Here is an 18,472-nt window from a genome sequence, read left to right on the forward strand (position 1 = left end):
GGAACTCTGCCTCCCTCGGACGTTTGGCGACACCGACTCGAAGCATGGGAATGCCCGCTCACTTATCCGGCGCGACATACAGTGAGGAGAACCGCACCGTCCGAAACAGGAGATGTCCGCATGAGTGGTTGGCCCCAGGACGCAGTAGTCGACGCGTTGACCGAGGAATGGAGAGTCATCGACGCACTGCTTGCCGAACTCGACGGTGACCAGTGGTTGGCACCGTCCAACCTTCCGGGGTGGACGGTTCATGACATCGTGTCCCACCTGATCGGTACGGAATCACTGCTCGCGGGCATCAATCCGCCGTCGATCGACCTGGACGTGCACGCATTGCCTCACGTCCACAACGAGATTGCGGCGTTCAACGAGCGCTGGGTCGAAGGCCTGAGGCGGACGCCGCACGCGGACTTGTTGGCCCACTATCGCGATATCACCGCCACGCGAGCCGACGCTCTTCGCTCGATGACGGGCGCAGACTGGGACGCCGAGACACAAACACCGGTCGGTCTTGCGCCCTATGGCCGGTTCATGCGCATTCGGACCTTCGACTGTTGGATGCACGAACTCGACATCAGAGATGCAGTCGGCATTCCGGGCGAGGAAGGCGGATTGCGCGCGGAGACTGCATTCGGCGAAATCACCAGCGCGCTCGGATTTGTCGTCGGGAAACGAGGAAAGGCACCCGAGGGAGCACGGATCACTTTCGAACTCGAAGGGCCACTTGCCCGTTCACTTCACATCTCGGTCGATGCGCGTGCAACGCTCGTCCCGGAGCTCGACGGTCCGGCGACCACGACCATCTCGATGAGCTCACCGCTCTTCACCCGGATTGCCGGTGGCCGCGTCCAGGCGTCCGATCACCGAACCGACATCTCGCTTCGCGGTGACACCACCGTGGGCGCACGCGTCGTCGACAATCTGGCGTTCACGATTTGAGAGCTGGGCGGGTAGGTCGCGAAGGTACTGAGAAGTGAAACTGTTTCTCTCGTCCTACCGTTTCGGCGACCACCGCGAGGCTTTTGTCGATCTTGTAGGCCGCGGCGCACGCATAGCGGTGATCGCCGCGGCTGCAGATTCGTGGCCCGTCAATGCCCGCAGTTCGGCAGTGACAAGCGAATTGACTCCACTACGGGCCGCGGGCTTCACGGCAGAGGAAGTTGACGTCCGAGACTTCCTGGGTGCAACGGAAGCACTCGAAGTCCGACTTCGCGAATTCGACTGTATGTGGGTTCGCGGCGGAAACACGTTTGTCCTGCGAGCTCAGCTAGCCCGAAGCGGCGCAGATCGGGTCATAGAGATGCTGGTTCGTTCGGGCCTCGTGGCCTATGCGGGATACAGCGCGGGAGCGTGTCTGGTGACTCCGACTCTGATCGGGCTCGACGCGTCGGACGACCCCGCTGAAGTCACGCCTACGTGCGGTATCGACCCGATCTGGTCCGGGCTCGCGCTGGTCGACTTCGCGATAGTGCCGCACGGCGGCGATTCGTTTCTCGAAGATCCGCAGGTGACCGCGCGGACGGTCGCAGCGCTGACCACTGCTGGCGCGCAATTCACCGTGCTTACTGATCAAGAGGTGATAGTCGTCGACCGCTGATCTGACGCAGACGGTTGATCTTGACGCAGACTGGGGAGTCGACTTGGCCCGACTGGATCAGCCGTGCTCTGCCACCGCGGTTCCGGCTGCCGGCGACTGACGCTCTAGCCTCGTCCACGCAATCTCCCAGCGCTTGACCGAGACCTCGTCGGCGTCCTCGAGAAGGGCGTCGAGGAGCAGGCGCGGATTTTCGCGCCATGCCAGTTCGGCGGCATGGACCTCCGCAGCCGAGAACAACCCGGACGCCTCGAGATCGCGAATCCACTCGCAGATCTCGCCCCGGTGGATCCGTGCGATGGTCTCGTATCCCAGACCTTCGTCAAGGAAGTCGTACGAAAAAATTGCGGCAAAGTAACTGTTCGACTCACGCTGCCCGAAAATCATGTGCGTTCCTTCCTCGAAGTTGTCCGACGAAGACTCGAAATCGAACCGTTGCGAAGCCGCACCAAAGTTTTTTTGGCGAAGTTGTAACGCTTCTTCTATCCCCGACGATTCAAACGCTAACCCCCCAAGCGGGTCTTTGGGATCACGTCCGAGAAACGATCTGATGACCAAGGCAATACCCCTGGGGTTTCCGGGCGCTCGCACCCTTCGCCGACACACAATCCGCGCCCCGCTGACCTGCAATTTGCCCGTTTCAGGCCCTCCACTTAATCCATCCGAACAGATGACAAAAAACTTTGTGACGAGTCCCACATATTGGGATGTTTACGTTCGTGATGCATATGTATCACCCAATGTGGGCACAAAAGTACGGGCAAATCGGCACGTACAGACCAGTTTTCTTCCTGATCCGACACGACCAAGGTCCCTTGAACGGTCGTCCAGTTGTAGTTGCGCTAAGTAACGGAACTCACGCCGGCAAGCGATATTGCGGACCGCCTGCCAGGTAGCGTGGCTCCACAGAACGCAGACGCGGCGCGCCGCAACCGGCCGCCCTTTCGAAACGGAGCCCGAAGATGACCGAGACAGTGGCGCACAACTCCGCGGAAACGCGCTTCGAGATCCGTGTCGACGGCGAACTGGCCGGTTTTGCCGAGTACTCGGACCATTCCGGTGTCCGTGATTTCCACCACACGGTGACGTACCCACAGTTTCGCGGGCGCGGGCTTGCCGCCATCGTGGTGCGGGAAGCGCTCGATCAGACCCGGAACGAGGGATTGAAGATCCTTCCGACGTGCTCGTACGTCGAGAAGTTTGTTGCAGAGAACCCCGTTTACCAGGCATAACCGAACGCGGACGGTCCACGAATAATCACTCGCGGACCTGCAACCCCCGCTGCTAGCGTCGATGGTGCCGTCGTCGAAACTCTCGAAATCCTGGTCGGCACCATCTCGGGGAAGGAAAGAACGTGGTCGCCTCAGCAGATCGGCGCCCACCTGCATCCGAGGACGTAGTTACCCCCAGCTATCTCCCTCTCGTCCTCGTCAATCTCGCGACGCTGTTCTCGGCGATCGGCAACGGTATCGCCATCGTCGTACTCCCCTGGCTTGTTCTCGAACGAACCGGCAGGGCTACCGACGCGGCGATAGTTGCCGGCGCAGCAGCCATTCCGCTACTCGTGTCGAGCCTGTTCTCGGGCACATTCGTCGACAAATTCGGACGCCGTCGAACGTCGATGATTTCCGACGCTCTTTCGGCGATGTCCGTAGCGGCGATCCCGATCATCGCGGCCACCGCGGGCTTGACGATCCCGGTGATCGCGGCGTTGGCCGCGCTCGGTGCGGTGTTCGACCCCGCCGGAATGGCGGCGAGGGAGTCCATGCTGCCTGCAGCAACTCGGACAGCCAAGTGGAAGCTCGATCGCACCAACAGCGTGTACGAGGCCAATTTCAACGTCGCATATCTGATCGGCCCTGGCATCGGCGGTGTCCTGATCGCAACGATCGGGGCGGTGAACACGCTCTGGGTGACGGCGGCTGGTTTTGTGTTCTCGATCGTCGTGGTTGCCTTCATCCGCCTTCCTGGCGCCGGAGTCCCAGAACACGAACATCGTCCGAAATCGATCTGGCACGGCACACTCGACGGTCTTCGGTTCGTCTGGAACAACAAACTGCTGCGCACTCTGGCGCTGATCGACATGGCCGTCGTCGCGCTCTACATGCCGGTGGAGAGCGTCGTGTTCCCGGTGTACTTCACAGAGTTGGATCAACCGGCGCAACTCGGATCGGTGCTGATGGCACTGGCGATCGGCGGCATCATCGGCTCTCTCGCCTACGCTCCGCTGGCACCGATCATGTCCCGGCGACTGATCATGATTTTTGCCGTTGCCGTTCTCGGCATAGCGATGCTTGCAATGGCGCTTCTACCTCCGCTGTGGGTGATCCTTGTGCTCGCCGGACTGCAGGGGCTCGTCTACGGACCAGTCGGCCCGATCGCCAACTACGCCATGCAGACGCACAGCCCGGAGCACATGCGCGGACGCGTCGTCGGTGTCATGACGTCGACGGCCTACGCCGCCGGCCCGCTGGGCTACCTCGCGGTCGGCCCTCTGCTCGATCAACTCGGAATCGCGTCGACCTTTGTGGCCCTGTCGATTCCGATCATCCTGATCGCCGCAGTCTGTGCCTCCCTGCCGGTGCTTCGCGAACTGGATCGTCCGCGACACTCGACCGACGTCAGTTGAACCCCATCACGTCGTTGCCCCAGGCGACGCGCAGTCCGTGATCGGGGTCGCTGACGAGGGTGTCAGCCGAGTCGATCAACAGCGTCGACCGCCTCTCTTCCTCGTACGGCGCCCAGTGCTTCGAACCGTCGAGAGCTGCCGGCACGGCATGCCGCGCGAAGGCCAACCATCGCCGTTGAATACGGCCGGCTACCTCCATCGCAGCCTTCCGTCCACCCAGCCAGAACGTGGGGTCGACGTTCAGGGTTCCGAAATTGCCGAATACATAAGGTAATTCGGTCGCGTGGCCCGCACCGATCCGCGCCGCCTTGAGCATCGGCGTCGCGTGATCGAAGCGGTAGACCCACGTAGGGGAATGCCTGCAGTGAGCGTCGGCGATCCACAGAGTCGGCATGCGAAACGCCGCGTCCCGCGACAGTGCCAGCGCGCCACTCGGTTTCGCGTGATCAGGGTAAGCCGACATGATCTCGGCAAGCTTGGTCGCGGAGATGTCGGGGTGATCATCCGCCAGCAGTTGCAGCATGGCCTCGACCGACTGCGCGCTCACCGGCATCAGCGGAGACTTCATGAACTTGAAGATCGACGCCTCGTCCTTGTTGGAACCGATGATCAGTGGGATTCGGTGCGCGTAACCCTTCTGGAAAGCCGCAACCGGGTAGTGCGGCACCAGATCACGATCGACAACGGGTGCCATCGCCAAAGTTCCCGGAATCCGGGTCGGAATTTCGTTGACCAGGTCATCGCTTGCCTTGACGAGCAGTCCCAGATCCGTGGTCAGCAGATCGCCTGCGTCTTCAGGGTCGATCGAAAGCAGTTCGAGAAACCGCTCCGCCACGGTCTTGGCGCGCTCGGCCCCGTAGACGGAGGTCGCGGGAGGACTCTGGGCAATCGCACGATGGAACAGACCTTCGGCGCTCGGACAGGTCATGAGCGTCGTGATGGATCCTGCGCCGGAGGACTCACCGAACACCGTCACCGCACTCGGGTCACCCCCGAAGGCGTCGATGTTGTCTCGAACCCATTCGAGTGCCGCAATCTGGTCTCGCAGACCACAGTTCGATTCGAAAACGGTATCCGCGGTGGAGAATCCAGACAGGTCCAGGAATCCGAGGGCTCCGACGCGATAGTTGAAGGAGACGAGAACGACGTCACCGGTTTCAGCCAGATGACGGCCGTCGTAGATCGTTTGGGCGGCGGACCCGAGGCAGTAGGCGCCGCCGTGAATCCACACCATCACCGGTCGCGGCGTGCCGTCGGGGCGCGGGGCCCACACGTTGATCGACAAGCAGTCCTCGTCGATTTTGAAGGCCCGGTCGATCGGAACCGCCGGGCTCTGGCCCTGCGGCGCGATCGGCCCGAACTCACGACAGTCGCGCACCCCGTCCCAGGGCTCAGCGGGTTGCGGCGCGCGGAACCTCCGCGCACCCACCGGCGCTGCTGCGTATGGCATGCCCTTCCACGCGAATACTCCGCCATCCGGATACCCGCGGGCTTCTCCGCCGCGGGCACGGATCACGAGTGTTCCGTCCTCGCCCAGATTCGGTCGAACGTCGGTCTCCATGTCTGAATCCCCTCCCGACCCGCGCGTGTGGCAAACAAGACCAAACGTACCAACATAAGGCCGATGTGCGCCGACTACTCAACTGCCAGGTAGGCGCCGACGAAGCAGAGGCTCGGTGTTAAGGTCGCCTAGTTCTGACACGGGGTGCTCCGCATGGGCGGGGCTGAGAACACACCCGGGAACCTGATCAGGTAATGCTGACGAAGGGATGTCATGGCTACTACGCAGCCTGCATACAATTCTGCCGAAAACTCGGTGGCCACAGCGCCGTCGACGGATCGGTTCACCGATCGGCTCTGGGCCGAGACGAAGGTCCTCCGCGAGTCGATCGACTCACTGGAGTTCCTCAAACGCCTCGGCGACGGAACCTTGCCTCTCGACGCGTTCCGCACGTACATCGAGCAGGACAAGCTTTATCTCGAGGGGTATTCGAAAGCGTTGTCCCTGGTCGCGGCCCACGCCCCGGATCCGCAGTCGGCGGGCTTCTGGTCGAATTCCGCGTCCACGGCAGCGACAGTGGAATCTGCGCTTCACGACGGACTTCTCACCGGTGGAATTCTTCCAGCGGGATCGGGAAGGCTCGAGCATTCGCAGGCCTGCCTGGGATACGTCTCGTATCTGACGGCGACTGCGGCAACTGCGCCTTACCCGGTCTCCGCAGCGGCAGTACTCCCCTGCTTCTGGATCTACGCCGAGGTCGGCCGCGATCTTGCCGCTTCAGCGCGCGAGGTACTCGACGCCGATCCGTCGCATCCGTACGCACAGTGGGTCACGACGTACGACGCACCCGAATTCCACGAGTCGGTGGCGCAGGCCCGCGTACTGGTCGATGCTGCGGCCGAAGCAGCCACCGAGACAGAGCGTGAGGCGATGAGTGAAGCATTCCGCATCGCCAGTCGCTACGAGTTGATGTTTTGGGATTCCGCACTCCACCAGCAGCCTTGGCCGGCGTCGTGATGTCGTTTGCGGCGCTGCGCCGCACACTTGCCACGTCTGCCGCGATCGCAGCCGCATTCACAGTTCTGACCGGATGCGCCGCTGACACCGGCTCTTCCGACGGGACCATTCGGTTCGCACTCGACTGGACCCCGAACACGAACCACACCGGTTTGTACGTTGCACTCCAAGAGGGCTACTTCGAGGACGCCGGTCTGGACGTCTCGATCCTGCCGTACAACAACACCTCGCCCGACACCCTGGTCGACGCCGGCAACGCGGAGTTCGGCATCAGCACACAGAGTCAGGCCACGTTCGCCCGAGCGGCCGGCGCCGCCACGACGTCCGTCATCGCGCCACTTCAGCACCGCGCCACCGGCATCGGTGTGAAGGCGGATCGTGCGGACATCACGCGCCCGCGTGATCTCGACGGAAAGACGTACGCCGGGTTCGGCGATCCCGGCGAAGTCGAGACACTGCAGCAGATCATCCGCAACGACGGCGGGACCGGGAACTTCACGACGGTCACGCTCGGTACGTCTGCTTACGAAGCCGTGTACTCGGGCCAGGCCGATTTCACGGTCTCCTACTTTGCGTGGGAAGGCCTCGAAGCGGAGCGAAACGGAACTCCGATGCGGTACTTCCAGTACACCGATTACGGCTTCCCCGATGCGTATTCGATCGTGATCAACGGCAACCAGCAGTGGTTGAAGGACCATCCCGACGAGGCACGCAAGTTCGTCAAGGCCGTTCAACGCGGATATCAGACTGCTGCCGACAACCCGGACCAGGCCGCGCAGGATCTCATCGACGCGAACCCCGGAGCTTTCACCGACGAAGACCTCGTCCGTGACAGTCAGCGGATGCTCGCCGCCGACTACATGAAAGACGCCAACGGCGTCGTGGGCGCCCAGAATCTCGAAACCTGGTCGGGTTATTCGGGATTCCTCTTCGACAACGGATTGCTCGCCGGACCGGACGGGAAGCCGCTGACCCAGAAGCCGGACTGGTCGGAGTACTTCACCAATGAGTATCTCGACGCGTCCTGACGTGAGCGGACGGCTGGTCTCGGCCATGCGGCGGGCGCTTCCCGCGCTCGCCGTGGTGGTGCTCCTCGTAGCGGCGTGGCAGATCTACGTCGAGATCAGTGGGATTCGGCCGCAAGTACTTCCGTCTCCGGGTCGCGTTCTGTCCCAGGGGTGGGACAACCGCGAGATCATCTCCGGCCACGCCTGGTCGACATTGCAGGTCACGTTGGTCGGCTTCACTGTTTCATTGGTGTTGGCCTGGATTCTTGCTGTCGTCGTGGACTTTTCACCGTGGTTGTCACGCGCGCTGGTACCACTTTTTGTCGTCTCGCAGACCTTGCCGATCATCGCCATTGCGCCACTGATGATCATCTGGTTCGGCTTCGGGTTGCTGCCGAAGGTGTTGGTGATCGCACTTGCAACGTTCTTCCCCATGACCATCGGACTCATCGAGGGATTTGCCGCGGCCGACCGTGAAGCGGGCGCTCTCCTGCGCAGTATGGGCAGCACTCGCTGGCAGGAGTTCCGATACGTCCGCCTTCCTTCGGCGATTCCGCGATTCTTCACCGCCCTGCGTATCGGTATCACCTACGCGGTCGTGGGCGCGGTGTTCTCCGAATACGTCGGCGCTACTTCCGGTTTGGGCATTTACATGAGCACCCAGAAGAACTCCTTCCGCACCGATCTGGTGTTGGCGGCCGTACTGGTGACCGCGTTGATCAGCGTCACGCTGTACTTGCTGACGTTCGCCATCGAGCGCATCGTTGCACCATGGGCGATGAACGAAAGGTCGCGGACATGACCGACCCGACGGTCGAGGAGGCAATGGTCGAAATTCAGGACCTGACCAAGAGGTTCGACACTGCCGGAGAATCGCGTCTCGTACTCGATTCGGTGTCCTTCCGCGCCGACGCGGGCGAATTCGTGTCGGTGATCGGGCCGAGCGGCTGCGGCAAGAGCACGATCTTCAACGTCCTGGCCGGGCTCGAATCCCCGACCTCGGGTTCAGTCCGTGTAGGCACGCGCGCAACTGAATCCGAAGCAGCCGCCGAGGTGCACACCGCGTACATGCCGCAGAAGGATCTTCTGTTCCCTTGGCGCTCGGTACTGGACAACACGGCCCTCGGTTTGGAAGTGCAGGGAGTCGGCAAGAAGGAAGCACGCGAGCGCGCTCGTGAGTTGTTCCCCGCGTTCGGCCTGTCCGGATTCGAGGACGCCCGGCCGTCACAGCTGTCGGGCGGTATGCGCCAGCGAGCGGCGATGCTGCGCACCGTTGTTCAGGGCAAACCTGTCCTGCTGCTCGACGAGCCGTTCGGCGCACTGGACTCGTTGACCCGCACCGAGATGCAGGCTTGGCTGCAAGACGTGTGGCAGCAGTACCGGTGGACCGTGCTGATGATCACCCACGATATTCGTGAAGCGATCTATCTGTCCGACCGCGTGGTCGTTCTGTCTGCGCGTCCGGCCACGGTCAGGTGCGTAGTCGACGTTCCCTTGCCGAGACCACGCGAGCTGGACATGATCACCACGCCCGAGTTCGCCGACGTCGAGCGTGAACTGCTTGCCGTTCTCCACGACGAGACGCGCAAGTCACTACACCCCTAGCGGTTACTGATAATGCGCTGAGAGAGTTTCGAGTTCACCTGGAGTTCAGGAGAATGCGCACCGAAACCTGACGAGGTCACGTACCATGATCCGGCACTTTCACCCAAAACGCCTTAATATCAGCAAGATCCGAACGCTCGACACGCAGTCCGTCAACGCTGCACAATTCTCCGTACTCTTCGGTAACGTACACTCGGTCGCCTACGAGACCAACGGCCAGAAGGTAACTGGACGGTAAAGCGGAATCGTGGAGGCACAGTCATCGCAACAGATTTGGAAAGGGACAGCGTGAGCACACTGCAGTCAGGTCAGAGCCTCGGAGTCGGCCAGGAACTCAAGTCCGACAACGGCGCATACACCCTCACCTTGCAGGACGACGGCAACCTGGTTCTGTCCGAGGGCGGACAGGCTGTTTGGGCCGCAGGCACCAACGGATCCGGCGCCAACCGCGCCGAGGTGCAGGCTGACGGAAACTTCGTCATCTACAAGGACTCCGACGCCGTGTGGGCATCGCAGACCGCAGGCAACGACGGTGCCTCCCTCTCGGTTCAGGACGATCGCAACGTCGTTCTGTCCGCCGGTGGAAATGCTCTGTGGTCTTCGGACACTGCAATCGAGGCTCCGGCCGCCGAGGCTGCCCCGGAGCCCGCTCCGGCACCGGAGCCCGAGCCTGCACCCGCCGCTCCGGCAGCGCAGAGCTACACCGTCGAAAGCGGCGACACCCTGTGGGCAATCGCCGAGCGTTTCTACGGTGACGGCAACCAGTACCAGCGCATCGCGGATGCAAACGGCATCCCGAACCCGGATCTCATCAACGCCGGTCAGGTACTGACGATCCCCGCCTGATTCACTGCTTGACCTGGCCCTGGGTGCCGACGTCCGCGTCGACGCCCGGGGCCTTTTGTGTTCTACGCCACACAGATTCGCGTCCCGCCCAGCAGGCCCTGATACTCCATTGCGGCATCTTTTCGCCTACAGTACTTCCGTACTGCTCCCGAAGGACAGGTGTGCATGAAAGACAGAACAGTCATGATCGGCGCTGTCGCAGTGGCCGCTCTCTCTCTGACATCAGGCCTCGTTTTCGGCGGAGCAGCCGGCGCATTCGGTTCCGGCGGCCCTGTGGTGAAGCCTCCCGCTCTGGTCTCGTCGGTTTCCGTGGAGTCCGTCGCCGGGATCGAACCGGCCGCGTTCTACAGCTCGGTTGCAGTTCCCACGGTTGTCATCCCGCCGACGCCGACCTGGCGAATCGCCGACGAGACGACTGCTCCTCGTAATCAGCCGCTGGTGGTGACCGCGACAAGCACGAGCTCCGCTACGTCCACTACGACTGCAACGAGTACGACAACACCGGTCTCGTCCACCACCGCGTCGGCTACCGCGACCTCGTCACCGACCGCGACAGCCACGACCACCAAGACCAGCACCACCCCAGTTGTCACGACCGGGTCCACGCCGCCCGTCGTCGAGGTCTCGCCCGTTCTCGCCGGATAGTCCTCGCTCTTTCGCCTGCATACCGCCTGGCGTGACGGCGGTTACAGGCACACTTCAGTCGCCGCTCTCAAATACCCGATCTACCTGCGACAACCTTCCTAGTCGTCACGGTTCGTGGCCCGCTGCAATCCGGTCGACCGGAAAAGGACAGCAGCATTGTCGGGAGCTCGCGATACCGTATAGGTCTGAGCTTTTGCGGAAGGAGGTGGCTGATGAGCGCAATGGGCTTCGATCTCGATGTCAGTGTCGACCGGGCATGGGCAGAATTTCAACGTCGCCTCGGCGATCACATTTCCATCATGGTCGACGGCGACGTGCTTGCCGTGGAATCGTCCACCGGCGACTTCGATCCAGCTGACGGCGCAGCGCCATGCGTTCAGTTCCTCGTGTGGGACGAGAACACAGTCCGCTGCGAGGTTCCTTCCAACGACTTCCTTCATCCGCGCTATCGACTCGAAGATGCCGACGAACAAAAGTTGATCGCACTCGGCTGGAATCCGCCTTCCGAGAATCTCGACGATCCGAACAACTCCCCCGCCTTCTGCGTCGACAAGGCGCAGAACTGGGCCGATCAGCTCGCAGCGATGACTGTCGCTGCGTTCCGTGATGTGTTCGGTGTGCAGCACCCGGCTTTTCTATCCAGCGATCTCACCGGCAACGAGCAGACTCCGGATTTCGATCCGTCGGTTGTCGAGTCGACAGAACTTCCGACACTCGACCCCACCGCGGCCTACATGCCCAACGACGTCGACCACCTCAAGGAGTTGGTCACTCTCGCTTTGCTTCCCATGCTCGGCACGCTTCCCGAGCGGGACAGCGACGGCGACATACCAATTCGGGTCGGTTCGACGGTCATGTTCGTCGGTCCGCTTTCCGAGTCCATGGACGTGCAGTTGTTCTCCCCGCTCGTTCAGGACATCAGCAACCGCACTCGTGCAGCCGAGGTCATCGCCGATCTCAACCGCAAGTGGTCGCGCATCAAGTTCGTCTTGATCGACGACCGTCTGTCGGTGTTCCTCGAGGTGGCGGGCTCACCATTCGTTCCCAAACAACTCACCGATACATGCGCAGCCTTGACGTCGTTCCTGCGTACCGTGGACGACGAGTTCGCCGCACGCGTCGGCGGAGACCTCTTCTTCGCGAACAAGAGCGGTGACTCCTCCTCGCTGCAGCCCGATCTGACGGCCGAGGACCTGCCTCCCGAACTCGAGACCCTGCTGCATCTCGATCTGGACGTGGCCGAGGATCTCGACGCGGTAGCCGATGTCTGCGGGCGCGATCGCGATCTGATTCTTCAGCTCCTCCACATCAGTAACGAATGGCAGATTCAGCTCCGTAGTCAGGCGGTGGACGCCCACAGTCGCGGGGACGCCGAAGAGGCTGCAGGATACGAGGATCAGGTCGGTGGGTGGGAACTCATGGTCGACCGTCTTCGCGGGGCTCTGCGACTGGTGGTCCTGCCAAATTCTCGAACCGAGACGCCGGCAAAGCCGCAACCTGAGCAGATGGGCCTGTTTGCCGATCCCTTGCAACAGAGTCTCTTCGACGATCCGTCCTGACACGACGGATCGCCTTCCCTCTATTCGAAGTGGGATTTGAAGATCTGTCCGTGGACGCCCACGGTTCGATCGACTACCTGTGAGACCGTGAAATCGGCTGCGGCAGAAAGATAGGCGTAGGCCGTCGCTCGATCCATACCGCGATCGTGCTCGAGGAAGTCGAGTGCGTTGACCACCGCGCGCCGCATGGCGCCGTTGAGGTCACTGTTCTGCCCATCGACCGAACCGTTGGGGTCGGACAGGCCGATCGGAATCCAGGCCTCCTCGGTCTCGGCGAACGGGTATCCGAATGCCACCAATGGGGCGTCACCGGAGTTCTTCTTGCACACGCTCAGTCGGAACGTGCCGCGCAGCGATCCTTCCATCGCCGTCAGCGCTGCCTCGCCGTCGCCCATGGCCATGTGTGGGTCACCGACGTAGAAGAGGGCGCCTTCAGCGAATACCGGCAAATAGAAGGTTGATCCGACACCGAGATGCCTGATGTCGATGTTTCCGCCGCCCAGGGTCGGAGGAATGGAGTTCGACGACGGGGACGTCGGGTCGGCATCCGAGGAATAGGCAACTCCCATCATTCCCATGAAGGGTCGCAAGGGAAACCGCACCTTCGACTGTCCGAAAGGCATCACGCCCTTGCCGTCTTCGATCGCCGTGAAGGTGGAAACACCGCCGTACTTCAACGGGTCCTTTGTTGCGCGCCCGTCTGTGGCGACCGGCGGCATGACTTCGTCCAGAGTGATTCCCGCTGGAGCGGTTCCGTCTGCTGTGACGGCGAGAGCGCCCTTGCCGTGTCTGCTCGACACAACGCCGTACGGCACGCGGGGAATGGCTTCGAGAGTCTCGATCTTGAGTACGTCTCCAGGCTGGGCGCCTTCGACGAAGACCGGGCCGGTGACGACGTGCGGTCCGTCCTTGTCGAAGTTTCGTTCGGTTCGGTTGTATTCGGCCGCAACGGCAATCGCATCTTCGAGCACGTCCTTCTCGGAAACGCCTTTGCTACCGAAGTATTCGAGAGGATTGCGCCCTTGATCCTCGAGAATTCCCTCGTGCGAGAGGGCGTCGATCGTGACGGTCTGGCCCGACTTCATCCGCATCACCTCGCGGGTGTGGATGTTGGGTACATAACCCCACATGACGTCCGACGGATCCGAACTCAGATAGTGATCGCCACTGACGTTTCCGCTGCCAGGTTGCAGAGTCGGAATGCCATCGGCGAACGGTAGTGCAGAGGAGGACGATCCAGCCGGCGACGCGTTCGAGTGCGCGCATCCCGAAGCCACACCCGCAACGCCTACTCCCGCACCGAGAGCCGCGACTGCCCTCATGAATCCGCGTCGGCCAAGACCTTTCGTCAGATCTTCGGCTGCGTTGCGGGCAAGAGTGTTTTCCATCGAGATTCCTCCGGAGTGCGTGACGATGTGCGACTGCGAAGAAAGCTAGACCCGATTTGTTACTCGTTCATTACCATTTCATGGCAAGGAAATACCGCTGACTGAGAATGAATTCAGCGACGGCGAAGCCGCCAGAGCGAGGTCGTCTCTCGTGCCCGGGCAGCGTGAAGCGCATCGGTTCGGTCACTGACCTTTGAGTGCGTCGGCTTGACGTCCATGCGATCGACAACAGTGAGCCCACCGGCCGCAATCAGGTCGTGTAGTTCGGATCGCGTTCGGAGACCGAGGTGTTCGGCAATGTCCGAGAGGATCAGCCACGCTTCTCCCCCATCGTCCAGATGCGCTGCGACACCAGTCAGGAAGCCCTTCAGCATCGCTCCAGCAGGGTCGTAGACGGCGTATTCGATGGGCGAGGTGGCCTTGGCCGGAATCCAGGGAGGATTGCAGACCACCAACGGAGCGGTGCCTTCGGGAAAGAGGTCTGCTTCCACCACGTTCACCTGATCGCCGTAGCCAAGCCGCGACAGGTTGGTGCGCGCGCATTGCAATGCCCGGGGGTCCTGGTCGGTGGCCGTCACTGTCTTGACGCCACGCCGCGCCAGGACGGCAGCAAGAACGCCGGTACCTGTTCCGATATCGAAAGCAGATTCCGTCGACGGTAGCGGAGCAGACGCGACAAGATCGACATACTCCCCGCGGACGGGTGAGAACACTCCGAAAGCGGGATGCACTCGTGCGTCGAGAGCCTCGATGAAAACACCTTTGCGGTGCCACTCGTGAGCGCCGATCGCGCCGAGGATGTCACGCAACGAGCGAACCGAAGGCTCACCGGTAATCCCGAAGGCTTCGGTCAACGCTACTTGCGCGTCCGGGGCTCGCCGGAGTGGAATCGACAGATCTGCATCCAAGGGAATGAGCAGCATACCGAGGATCTGCGCGCGGCGTCCTTGGGTCTGCCGGTGGAGATGGAAGGCTTTGGCTGGGTCGTCGGACGCTCGGCGCGGCTTGCGGTCGATGCGCGACGCGACGGCCTTCGACAGTTGGCGAGCGTTCTGAAAATCTCCGCGCCACAACAACGCCGTGCCTTCGCATGCCAAGCGATAGGCGTCGTCGGCCTTCATCGTGTCGTCGGCGACGACGATGCGCTTGGGCACCGGGGCGTTGCTCGTCGAACCCCAACGGGCCGATTGCTCGACGTCGTTCTCGGTCCACACTGCGAATTGTTCAGTCATGTAAGCCCTTCCGGCGTCCGACGCATAGCGGCCGGTCTACCGGCTGATGTGGTCCAGATCTGCAAAATCTGCTCGTCTGGTGTCCACACTAGTCGGGACCGGCCGCGCTACATGACTGCGAGAGGGATGTCAGCCCTTGGCTACGCGAGCTGCCTCGGCGATCCGAGCCTCGGCGACCGCGTCAGCAGCCTCGCCGGCGAGGATTCCGTCGTTCTTCGACTTCGCGAAGATCTCGGTGACCGTGTCGAAGATCTTCTCGACCTTGAGCTTGACCTCTTCGGCCGAGTTGCCCTTCAGCTCGCCGGCAACCTGGATGAGGCCGCCGCCGTTGGCGACGTAGTCGGGGGTCCAGGTGATGCCGCGGTCGCGGAGGATGTTCTCGACCTCGGGCACGGTGAGCTGGTTGTTGGCAGCGCCGCAGACAACCTCGGCCTTGATCGAGCGTGCGGTCGTGTCGGTGAGTGTTGCGCCCATCGCGCACGGTGCGTAAACGTCGAGATCAGCGTCGATGATGCTGTCGACGATGCTCACCTGCGGGAAGTCCGCCTTGACGCGATCGAGCGCTCCGGCGTTGACGTCGGTCGCCAACACGGTTGCGCCGTCTGCGAGGAGAAGCTTGATCAGCTCGTAGCCGACCTTGCCTGTGCCCTCGACACCAACGGTCTTGCCTGCGAGCGACGGAGTGCCCCAATGCGACTGTGCCGCGGCGCGCATCGACTGGAAAACGCCGAGGGCCGTCATCGGAGCGCTGTCGCCGGAACCGCCGACCGTAGCGTTGCGGCCGACGACGAAGTCGGTGTTACGACCGATGATGTCAAGATCGTTGGAGTTGGTTCCGACGTCACCAGCGGTGATGTAGCGGCCGCCGAGGGTCTGGACGAATTTTGCGTAGGCGCCGAGCAATTCGTCGGTCTTGGCCGTTGCGGGGTCGCCGATGATGACGGCCTTGCCGCCGCCGAGGTCCACGCCGGCAACCGCAGCCTTGTAGGTCATTCCGCGCGAGAGACGCAAAACGTCTGTGACTGCGGCGGATTCGTCGGAGTACGGGTAGAAGCGCGTTCCGCCGAGCGCGGGGCCGAGCGTCGTGGAGTGGATGGCGACGATGGCCTTGAGGCCGCTCGCGGGATCCTGGAAGAAGCTCACCTGCTCGTGGGGGTAATCGCGCAGGTAGTCGGCGCGATCGAACACGCCCGCAGTGTCGCCATGGGAAACAACAGAGTTCACGGGCTCGGCGGTGAGAGTCATTGTGGGATAGACCTTTCCGAAGGATAAACGGGGTGCAGTCGAAATATTGGGACGAAATGGCCGTTGGGTACTATTGGGGACAAATAACCCAAAGAGAATCCCGCTGAGCAATTCGTGGAACCAATGCTCTGCCTGAGCTACGATTTGGTCAATGCAAATCTCTTGAACTAGTCAATTCGATCATCCAGTGACCCATATCACTGAGGAGAGGTTCACAAAGTGCTCAGCATCGACAAGCTCGACGTCCAGTTGCTCGGACTGCTCAGCAAGGACTCGAGGATGAGTGTGGCCGAGTTGGCCAACTCGTTGGGCGTCGCCCGCAACACCGTCCAGTCGCGAATGAAGCGCATGGAATCCAACGGACTTCTCACCGGGTTTCGGCCGAATCTCAATCTCCCCGAGGTCGGTATCCCGATTCAGGCATTTGTCGGTCTGGAACTCGAGCAGGGCAAGATCAGCGCAGTCGCTCGGAGTCTGACCGAGTTGCCCGAGGTGATCGAAATTCACGCCACAACCGGTCGCGAGGATTTGCTCGTTCGCGTCGCCACCTCGACGCACGCGGCGCTGCAGAAGTTGGCCGAGCAGATCGTGTCACTTCCAGGCGTCACGCATTCGACCACGACCATCGCTCTGACCAATCCCCTTCCGTATCGAATTCAGCCTCTCCTCGAGCACCTCACCAATGACGCCGGATGGGGTCGTTCGACCGCCTTCCCCCGTCAGCAGGACTAGGACGGGTGGTCGCGTCGATGCTTCCAAGTGCGCTAGTTTCATGGTTATGAGTGAGATCCAGGGACAGCGCATCGCGTTCATTCAGGCGACGTGGCATCGCAACATCGTCGACCGTGCACGCGACGGATTCACCGACGCGATCGTCGAGCTCGGCTACCCCAAGGACACGGTTGATTTCTTCGAGGTACCGGGAGCCTTCGAGATCCCCCTGCACGCCCGGCGGTTGGCCAAGACCGGCCGCTACCAGGCGATCGTTGCCGCAGGTCTGGTCGTCGACGGCGGTATCTACCGGCATGACTTCGTGGCGACGGCTGTCATCGACGGTCTGATGCGCGTGCAGCTCGACACCGACGTTCCGGTCTTCTCGGTGGTCTTGACGCCGCATCACTTCCACGAGCACGCCGAGCACGTCGACTACTTCAGCACGCATTTCGTGAAGAAGGGCGCCGAGGCTGCTCGCGCGGTCGACGCCACCGTCAAGTCGTTGAGGGCCCTGCCCACCAGCTAGTCGTTACCCAAGTCTCGCTGAGTCGAATGCCATCGACTCAGCGAGATTTTTTGTGTCTATCGAGGGGTGTCGACTCTTGCCAGTGCGGAGGCGTTCGAGTCGTCGACTTCCCCGTAGCGGTCGACACATTGCTGGAAGAAGTCCCGCATCTCGGTGATTACAAGCGCATGACTGAGAAGAGACTTTTCGAGTGAATCGGCACCACCGGTGGCCTTTTGGGCAAACTTGCCAGCCATGTCTTTTCCCGACTGAAGTGTCCCAAAGCAGTCCAAGGCAGTAAGTCTGTTCAAGTTGCCTGCCATGTCTTGCAACTCGGCAAGAAACCCCTCACACGCGACGGCAAGCTGTGCTGCAACATTTGGGTCGAGGTCAATGCTGTGGGCACTTGGAGTTCGCCAGGTATGGGTCTCAGACATTAGATCCTCAACTCGGCCGATAGAACACGTGTTTAACTGGGGAGACGTTGATCGAGCAGGTTCGCGTAATGTTGCGTGAGCTCGCATGTCGACCCTTCGGGCTTAAGAGCAAGTTTGGTATCGACGCTGAGCCAAATCGCCCCCTGCGCAGCAGGCAAGGCGACGAAACATCGGACAAGGTCGGCATCCGCCTGAAGATGGAACTCGACGCCGTCTCGCTGGCCGATCGTCACGGGCTTGAATCCCACGTAGTTCGGATTCTGTTTGGTGGTCTCGATGGAACTTTCGGTCGAAAAAATCGAAAAGTAATACCAGGACTCAGCCCACGAACAGATTTTCCAACCCGGCTGCTCGACGCCGGCGATATCAACTTCCTCGGTCGCCGGATCAAGCCCCACTTCTTCCAACACCGAGTCCGGAATGTCCTTGCACGGATCGAACAAACCCTCTTGACCCGACGCAGGCTGCGGCGACCCTTGTACCGACGCGCCACACCCGGCTGCCAGTGCGCCCGCGAACAGAACGGCCACCACGCTGCGGGCCTTCAT

General features: G+C 61.7%; 20 protein-coding genes and 1 riboswitch. Of the genes, 13 read left to right on the forward strand and 7 right to left on the reverse strand.

The window, feature by feature from the left end; all coding sequences use genetic code 11:
• The first annotated feature begins 120 nt into the window (after positions 1-120).
• Positions 121-939, forward strand: a complete 819-nt coding sequence (locus GJB56_RS12465) for a maleylpyruvate isomerase family mycothiol-dependent enzyme (RefSeq protein WP_070385711.1) — start codon at positions 121-123, stop codon at positions 937-939.
• A gap of 34 nt (positions 940-973) precedes the next feature.
• Positions 974-1,597 (forward strand): Type 1 glutamine amidotransferase-like domain-containing protein, encoded by a 624-nt coding sequence (locus GJB56_RS12470; RefSeq protein WP_113684053.1) that lies wholly within the window; start codon positions 974-976, stop codon positions 1,595-1,597.
• A gap of 57 nt (positions 1,598-1,654) precedes the next feature.
• On the opposite strand, the gene GJB56_RS12475 is transcribed toward GJB56_RS12470, so the two are convergent.
• The gene (locus GJB56_RS12475; protein ID WP_003941297.1) at positions 1,655-1,981 is read right to left on the reverse strand and encodes a hypothetical protein; all 327 of its coding nucleotides are present in this window, start codon (positions 1,979-1,981) and stop codon (positions 1,655-1,657) included.
• A gap of 575 nt (positions 1,982-2,556) precedes the next feature.
• Here GJB56_RS12475 and GJB56_RS12480 point away from each other — a divergent pair.
• Together GJB56_RS12480 and GJB56_RS12485 are read left to right on the forward strand one after the other, a co-directional pair.
• Entirely contained in the window at positions 2,557-2,826 is a 270-nt protein-coding gene (locus GJB56_RS12480; protein ID WP_020908356.1) for a GNAT family N-acetyltransferase, read from the forward strand.
• Positions 2,827-2,948: 122 nt separating this feature from the next.
• Entirely contained in the window at positions 2,949-4,223 is a 1,275-nt protein-coding gene (locus GJB56_RS12485; protein WP_020908357.1) for an MFS transporter, read from the forward strand.
• Here the strand turns inward: GJB56_RS12485 and GJB56_RS12490 are convergent.
• Positions 4,216-5,784 (reverse strand): carboxylesterase/lipase family protein, encoded by a 1,569-nt coding sequence (locus GJB56_RS12490; protein WP_113684052.1) that lies wholly within the window; start codon positions 5,782-5,784, stop codon positions 4,216-4,218. The genes GJB56_RS12485 and GJB56_RS12490 overlap by 8 nt on opposite strands.
• A 130-nt stretch (positions 5,785-5,914) precedes the next feature.
• Positions 5,915-6,010, forward strand: a riboswitch (TPP riboswitch).
• On the opposite strand from GJB56_RS12490, the gene GJB56_RS12495 reads away from it, so the two are divergent.
• From GJB56_RS12495 to GJB56_RS12525, 7 genes are all read left to right on the forward strand, one after another.
• Positions 5,998-6,741: a TenA family protein gene (locus tag GJB56_RS12495; protein WP_020970100.1), complete on the forward strand. Its 744-nt coding sequence runs from the start codon at positions 5,998-6,000 to the stop codon at positions 6,739-6,741. It overlaps the preceding riboswitch by 13 nt.
• Positions 6,741-7,769 carry an ABC transporter substrate-binding protein gene (locus GJB56_RS12500; RefSeq protein ID WP_019749243.1) on the forward strand — a complete coding sequence of 343 codons (1,029 nt, stop codon included), beginning with the start codon at positions 6,741-6,743 and terminating at the stop codon, positions 7,767-7,769. Before GJB56_RS12495 ends, GJB56_RS12500 begins: the two co-directional genes overlap by 1 nt.
• On the forward strand, positions 7,747-8,550 hold the full coding sequence (locus GJB56_RS12505) for an ABC transporter permease (RefSeq protein WP_041815060.1): 804 nt from the start codon (positions 7,747-7,749) through the stop codon (positions 8,548-8,550). The genes GJB56_RS12500 and GJB56_RS12505 overlap by 23 nt, the downstream gene beginning before the upstream one ends.
• Positions 8,547-9,353, forward strand: coding sequence for an ABC transporter ATP-binding protein (locus GJB56_RS12510; RefSeq protein ID WP_113684108.1), 807 nt, complete (start codon positions 8,547-8,549; stop codon positions 9,351-9,353). Before GJB56_RS12505 ends, GJB56_RS12510 begins: the two co-directional genes overlap by 4 nt.
• A 288-nt stretch (positions 9,354-9,641) precedes the next feature.
• On the forward strand, positions 9,642-10,199 hold the full coding sequence (locus GJB56_RS12515) for a LysM peptidoglycan-binding domain-containing protein (RefSeq protein WP_020908363.1): 558 nt from the start codon (positions 9,642-9,644) through the stop codon (positions 10,197-10,199).
• A gap of 165 nt (positions 10,200-10,364) precedes the next feature.
• Positions 10,365-10,844: a hypothetical protein gene (locus GJB56_RS12520; RefSeq protein ID WP_069147281.1), complete on the forward strand. Its 480-nt coding sequence runs from the start codon at positions 10,365-10,367 to the stop codon at positions 10,842-10,844.
• Between the two features lie 212 nt (positions 10,845-11,056).
• On the forward strand, positions 11,057-12,403 hold the full coding sequence (locus tag GJB56_RS12525; protein WP_070385708.1) for a T3SS (YopN, CesT) and YbjN peptide-binding chaperone 1: 1,347 nt from the start codon (positions 11,057-11,059) through the stop codon (positions 12,401-12,403).
• A 20-nt stretch (positions 12,404-12,423) separates the two neighbouring features.
• Here the strand turns inward: GJB56_RS12525 and GJB56_RS12530 are convergent, their stop codons facing one another.
• The 3 genes from GJB56_RS12530 to GJB56_RS12540 all read right to left on the reverse strand — a co-directional run bounded on the left by GJB56_RS12530 (position 12,424) and on the right by GJB56_RS12540 (position 16,268).
• On the reverse strand, positions 12,424-13,791 hold the full coding sequence (locus GJB56_RS12530) for an acetamidase/formamidase family protein (protein WP_113684051.1): 1,368 nt from the start codon (positions 13,789-13,791) through the stop codon (positions 12,424-12,426).
• Between the two features lie 113 nt (positions 13,792-13,904).
• Complete coding sequence (locus tag GJB56_RS12535; protein WP_113684050.1) at positions 13,905-15,023, reverse strand: methyltransferase; 1,119 nt, start codon at positions 15,021-15,023, stop codon at positions 13,905-13,907.
• 129 nt (positions 15,024-15,152) lie between these two features.
• A complete protein-coding gene (locus GJB56_RS12540) occupies positions 15,153-16,268 on the reverse strand; it encodes a Glu/Leu/Phe/Val family dehydrogenase (RefSeq protein ID WP_113684049.1) in 1,116 nt (371 codons plus the stop codon).
• A gap of 219 nt (positions 16,269-16,487) precedes the next feature.
• On the opposite strand from GJB56_RS12540, the gene GJB56_RS12545 reads away from it, so the two are divergent.
• A complete protein-coding gene (locus GJB56_RS12545) occupies positions 16,488-17,000 on the forward strand; it encodes an Lrp/AsnC family transcriptional regulator (RefSeq protein ID WP_003941343.1) in 513 nt (170 codons plus the stop codon).
• Positions 17,001-17,046: 46 nt separating this feature from the next.
• Positions 17,047-17,508 carry a 6,7-dimethyl-8-ribityllumazine synthase gene (locus tag GJB56_RS12550; RefSeq protein WP_113684048.1) on the forward strand — a complete coding sequence of 154 codons (462 nt, stop codon included), beginning with the start codon at positions 17,047-17,049 and terminating at the stop codon, positions 17,506-17,508.
• Between the two features lie 56 nt (positions 17,509-17,564).
• Here GJB56_RS12550 and GJB56_RS12555 read toward each other — a convergent pair whose 3' ends face one another.
• Both GJB56_RS12555 and GJB56_RS12560 read right to left on the reverse strand, forming a co-directional pair.
• Positions 17,565-17,744: a hypothetical protein gene (locus tag GJB56_RS12555; RefSeq protein WP_230091178.1), complete on the reverse strand. Its 180-nt coding sequence runs from the start codon at positions 17,742-17,744 to the stop codon at positions 17,565-17,567.
• Positions 17,745-17,956: 212 nt separating this feature from the next.
• Positions 17,957-18,472 (reverse strand): DUF3558 domain-containing protein, encoded by a 516-nt coding sequence (locus GJB56_RS12560; protein ID WP_113684047.1) that lies wholly within the window; start codon positions 18,470-18,472, stop codon positions 17,957-17,959.

The sequence above is a fragment of the Rhodococcus sp. AQ5-07 genome, from assembly GCF_009707305.1.
GTDB lineage: Bacteria > Actinomycetota > Actinomycetes > Mycobacteriales > Mycobacteriaceae > Rhodococcus_F > Rhodococcus_F erythropolis.

Bases quoted from the DNA above. Each gene is read 5' to 3' on its own strand.
- GJB56_RS12465 (WP_070385711.1), top strand. From the start codon at position 121: ATGAGTGGTTGGCCCCAGGACGCAGTAGTCGACGCGTTGACCGAGGAA.
- GJB56_RS12475 (WP_003941297.1), bottom strand. From the start codon at position 1,981: ATGATTTTCGGGCAGCGTGAGTCGAACAGTTACTTTGCCGCAATTTTT.
- GJB56_RS12480 (WP_020908356.1), top strand. From the start codon at position 2,557: ATGACCGAGACAGTGGCGCACAACTCCGCGGAAACGCGCTTCGAGATC.
- GJB56_RS12490 (WP_113684052.1), bottom strand. From the start codon at position 5,784: ATGGAGACCGACGTTCGACCGAATCTGGGCGAGGACGGAACACTCGTG.
- GJB56_RS12495 (WP_020970100.1), top strand. From the start codon at position 5,998: ATGGCTACTACGCAGCCTGCATACAATTCTGCCGAAAACTCGGTGGCC.
- GJB56_RS12500 (WP_019749243.1), top strand. From the start codon at position 6,741: ATGTCGTTTGCGGCGCTGCGCCGCACACTTGCCACGTCTGCCGCGATC.
- GJB56_RS12505 (WP_041815060.1), top strand. From the start codon at position 7,747: ATGAGTATCTCGACGCGTCCTGACGTGAGCGGACGGCTGGTCTCGGCC.
- GJB56_RS12510 (WP_113684108.1), top strand. From the start codon at position 8,547: ATGACCGACCCGACGGTCGAGGAGGCAATGGTCGAAATTCAGGACCTG.
- GJB56_RS12520 (WP_069147281.1), top strand. From the start codon at position 10,365: ATGAAAGACAGAACAGTCATGATCGGCGCTGTCGCAGTGGCCGCTCTC.
- GJB56_RS12525 (WP_070385708.1), top strand. From the start codon at position 11,057: ATGAGCGCAATGGGCTTCGATCTCGATGTCAGTGTCGACCGGGCATGG.
- GJB56_RS12530 (WP_113684051.1), bottom strand. From the start codon at position 13,791: ATGGAAAACACTCTTGCCCGCAACGCAGCCGAAGATCTGACGAAAGGT.
- GJB56_RS12535 (WP_113684050.1), bottom strand. From the start codon at position 15,023: ATGACTGAACAATTCGCAGTGTGGACCGAGAACGACGTCGAGCAATCG.
- GJB56_RS12540 (WP_113684049.1), bottom strand. From the start codon at position 16,268: ATGACTCTCACCGCCGAGCCCGTGAACTCTGTTGTTTCCCATGGCGAC.
- GJB56_RS12550 (WP_113684048.1), top strand. From the start codon at position 17,047: ATGAGTGAGATCCAGGGACAGCGCATCGCGTTCATTCAGGCGACGTGG.
- GJB56_RS12555 (WP_230091178.1), bottom strand. From the start codon at position 17,744: ATGGCTGGCAAGTTTGCCCAAAAGGCCACCGGTGGTGCCGATTCACTC.
- GJB56_RS12560 (WP_113684047.1), bottom strand. From the start codon at position 18,472: ATGAAGGCCCGCAGCGTGGTGGCCGTTCTGTTCGCGGGCGCACTGGCA.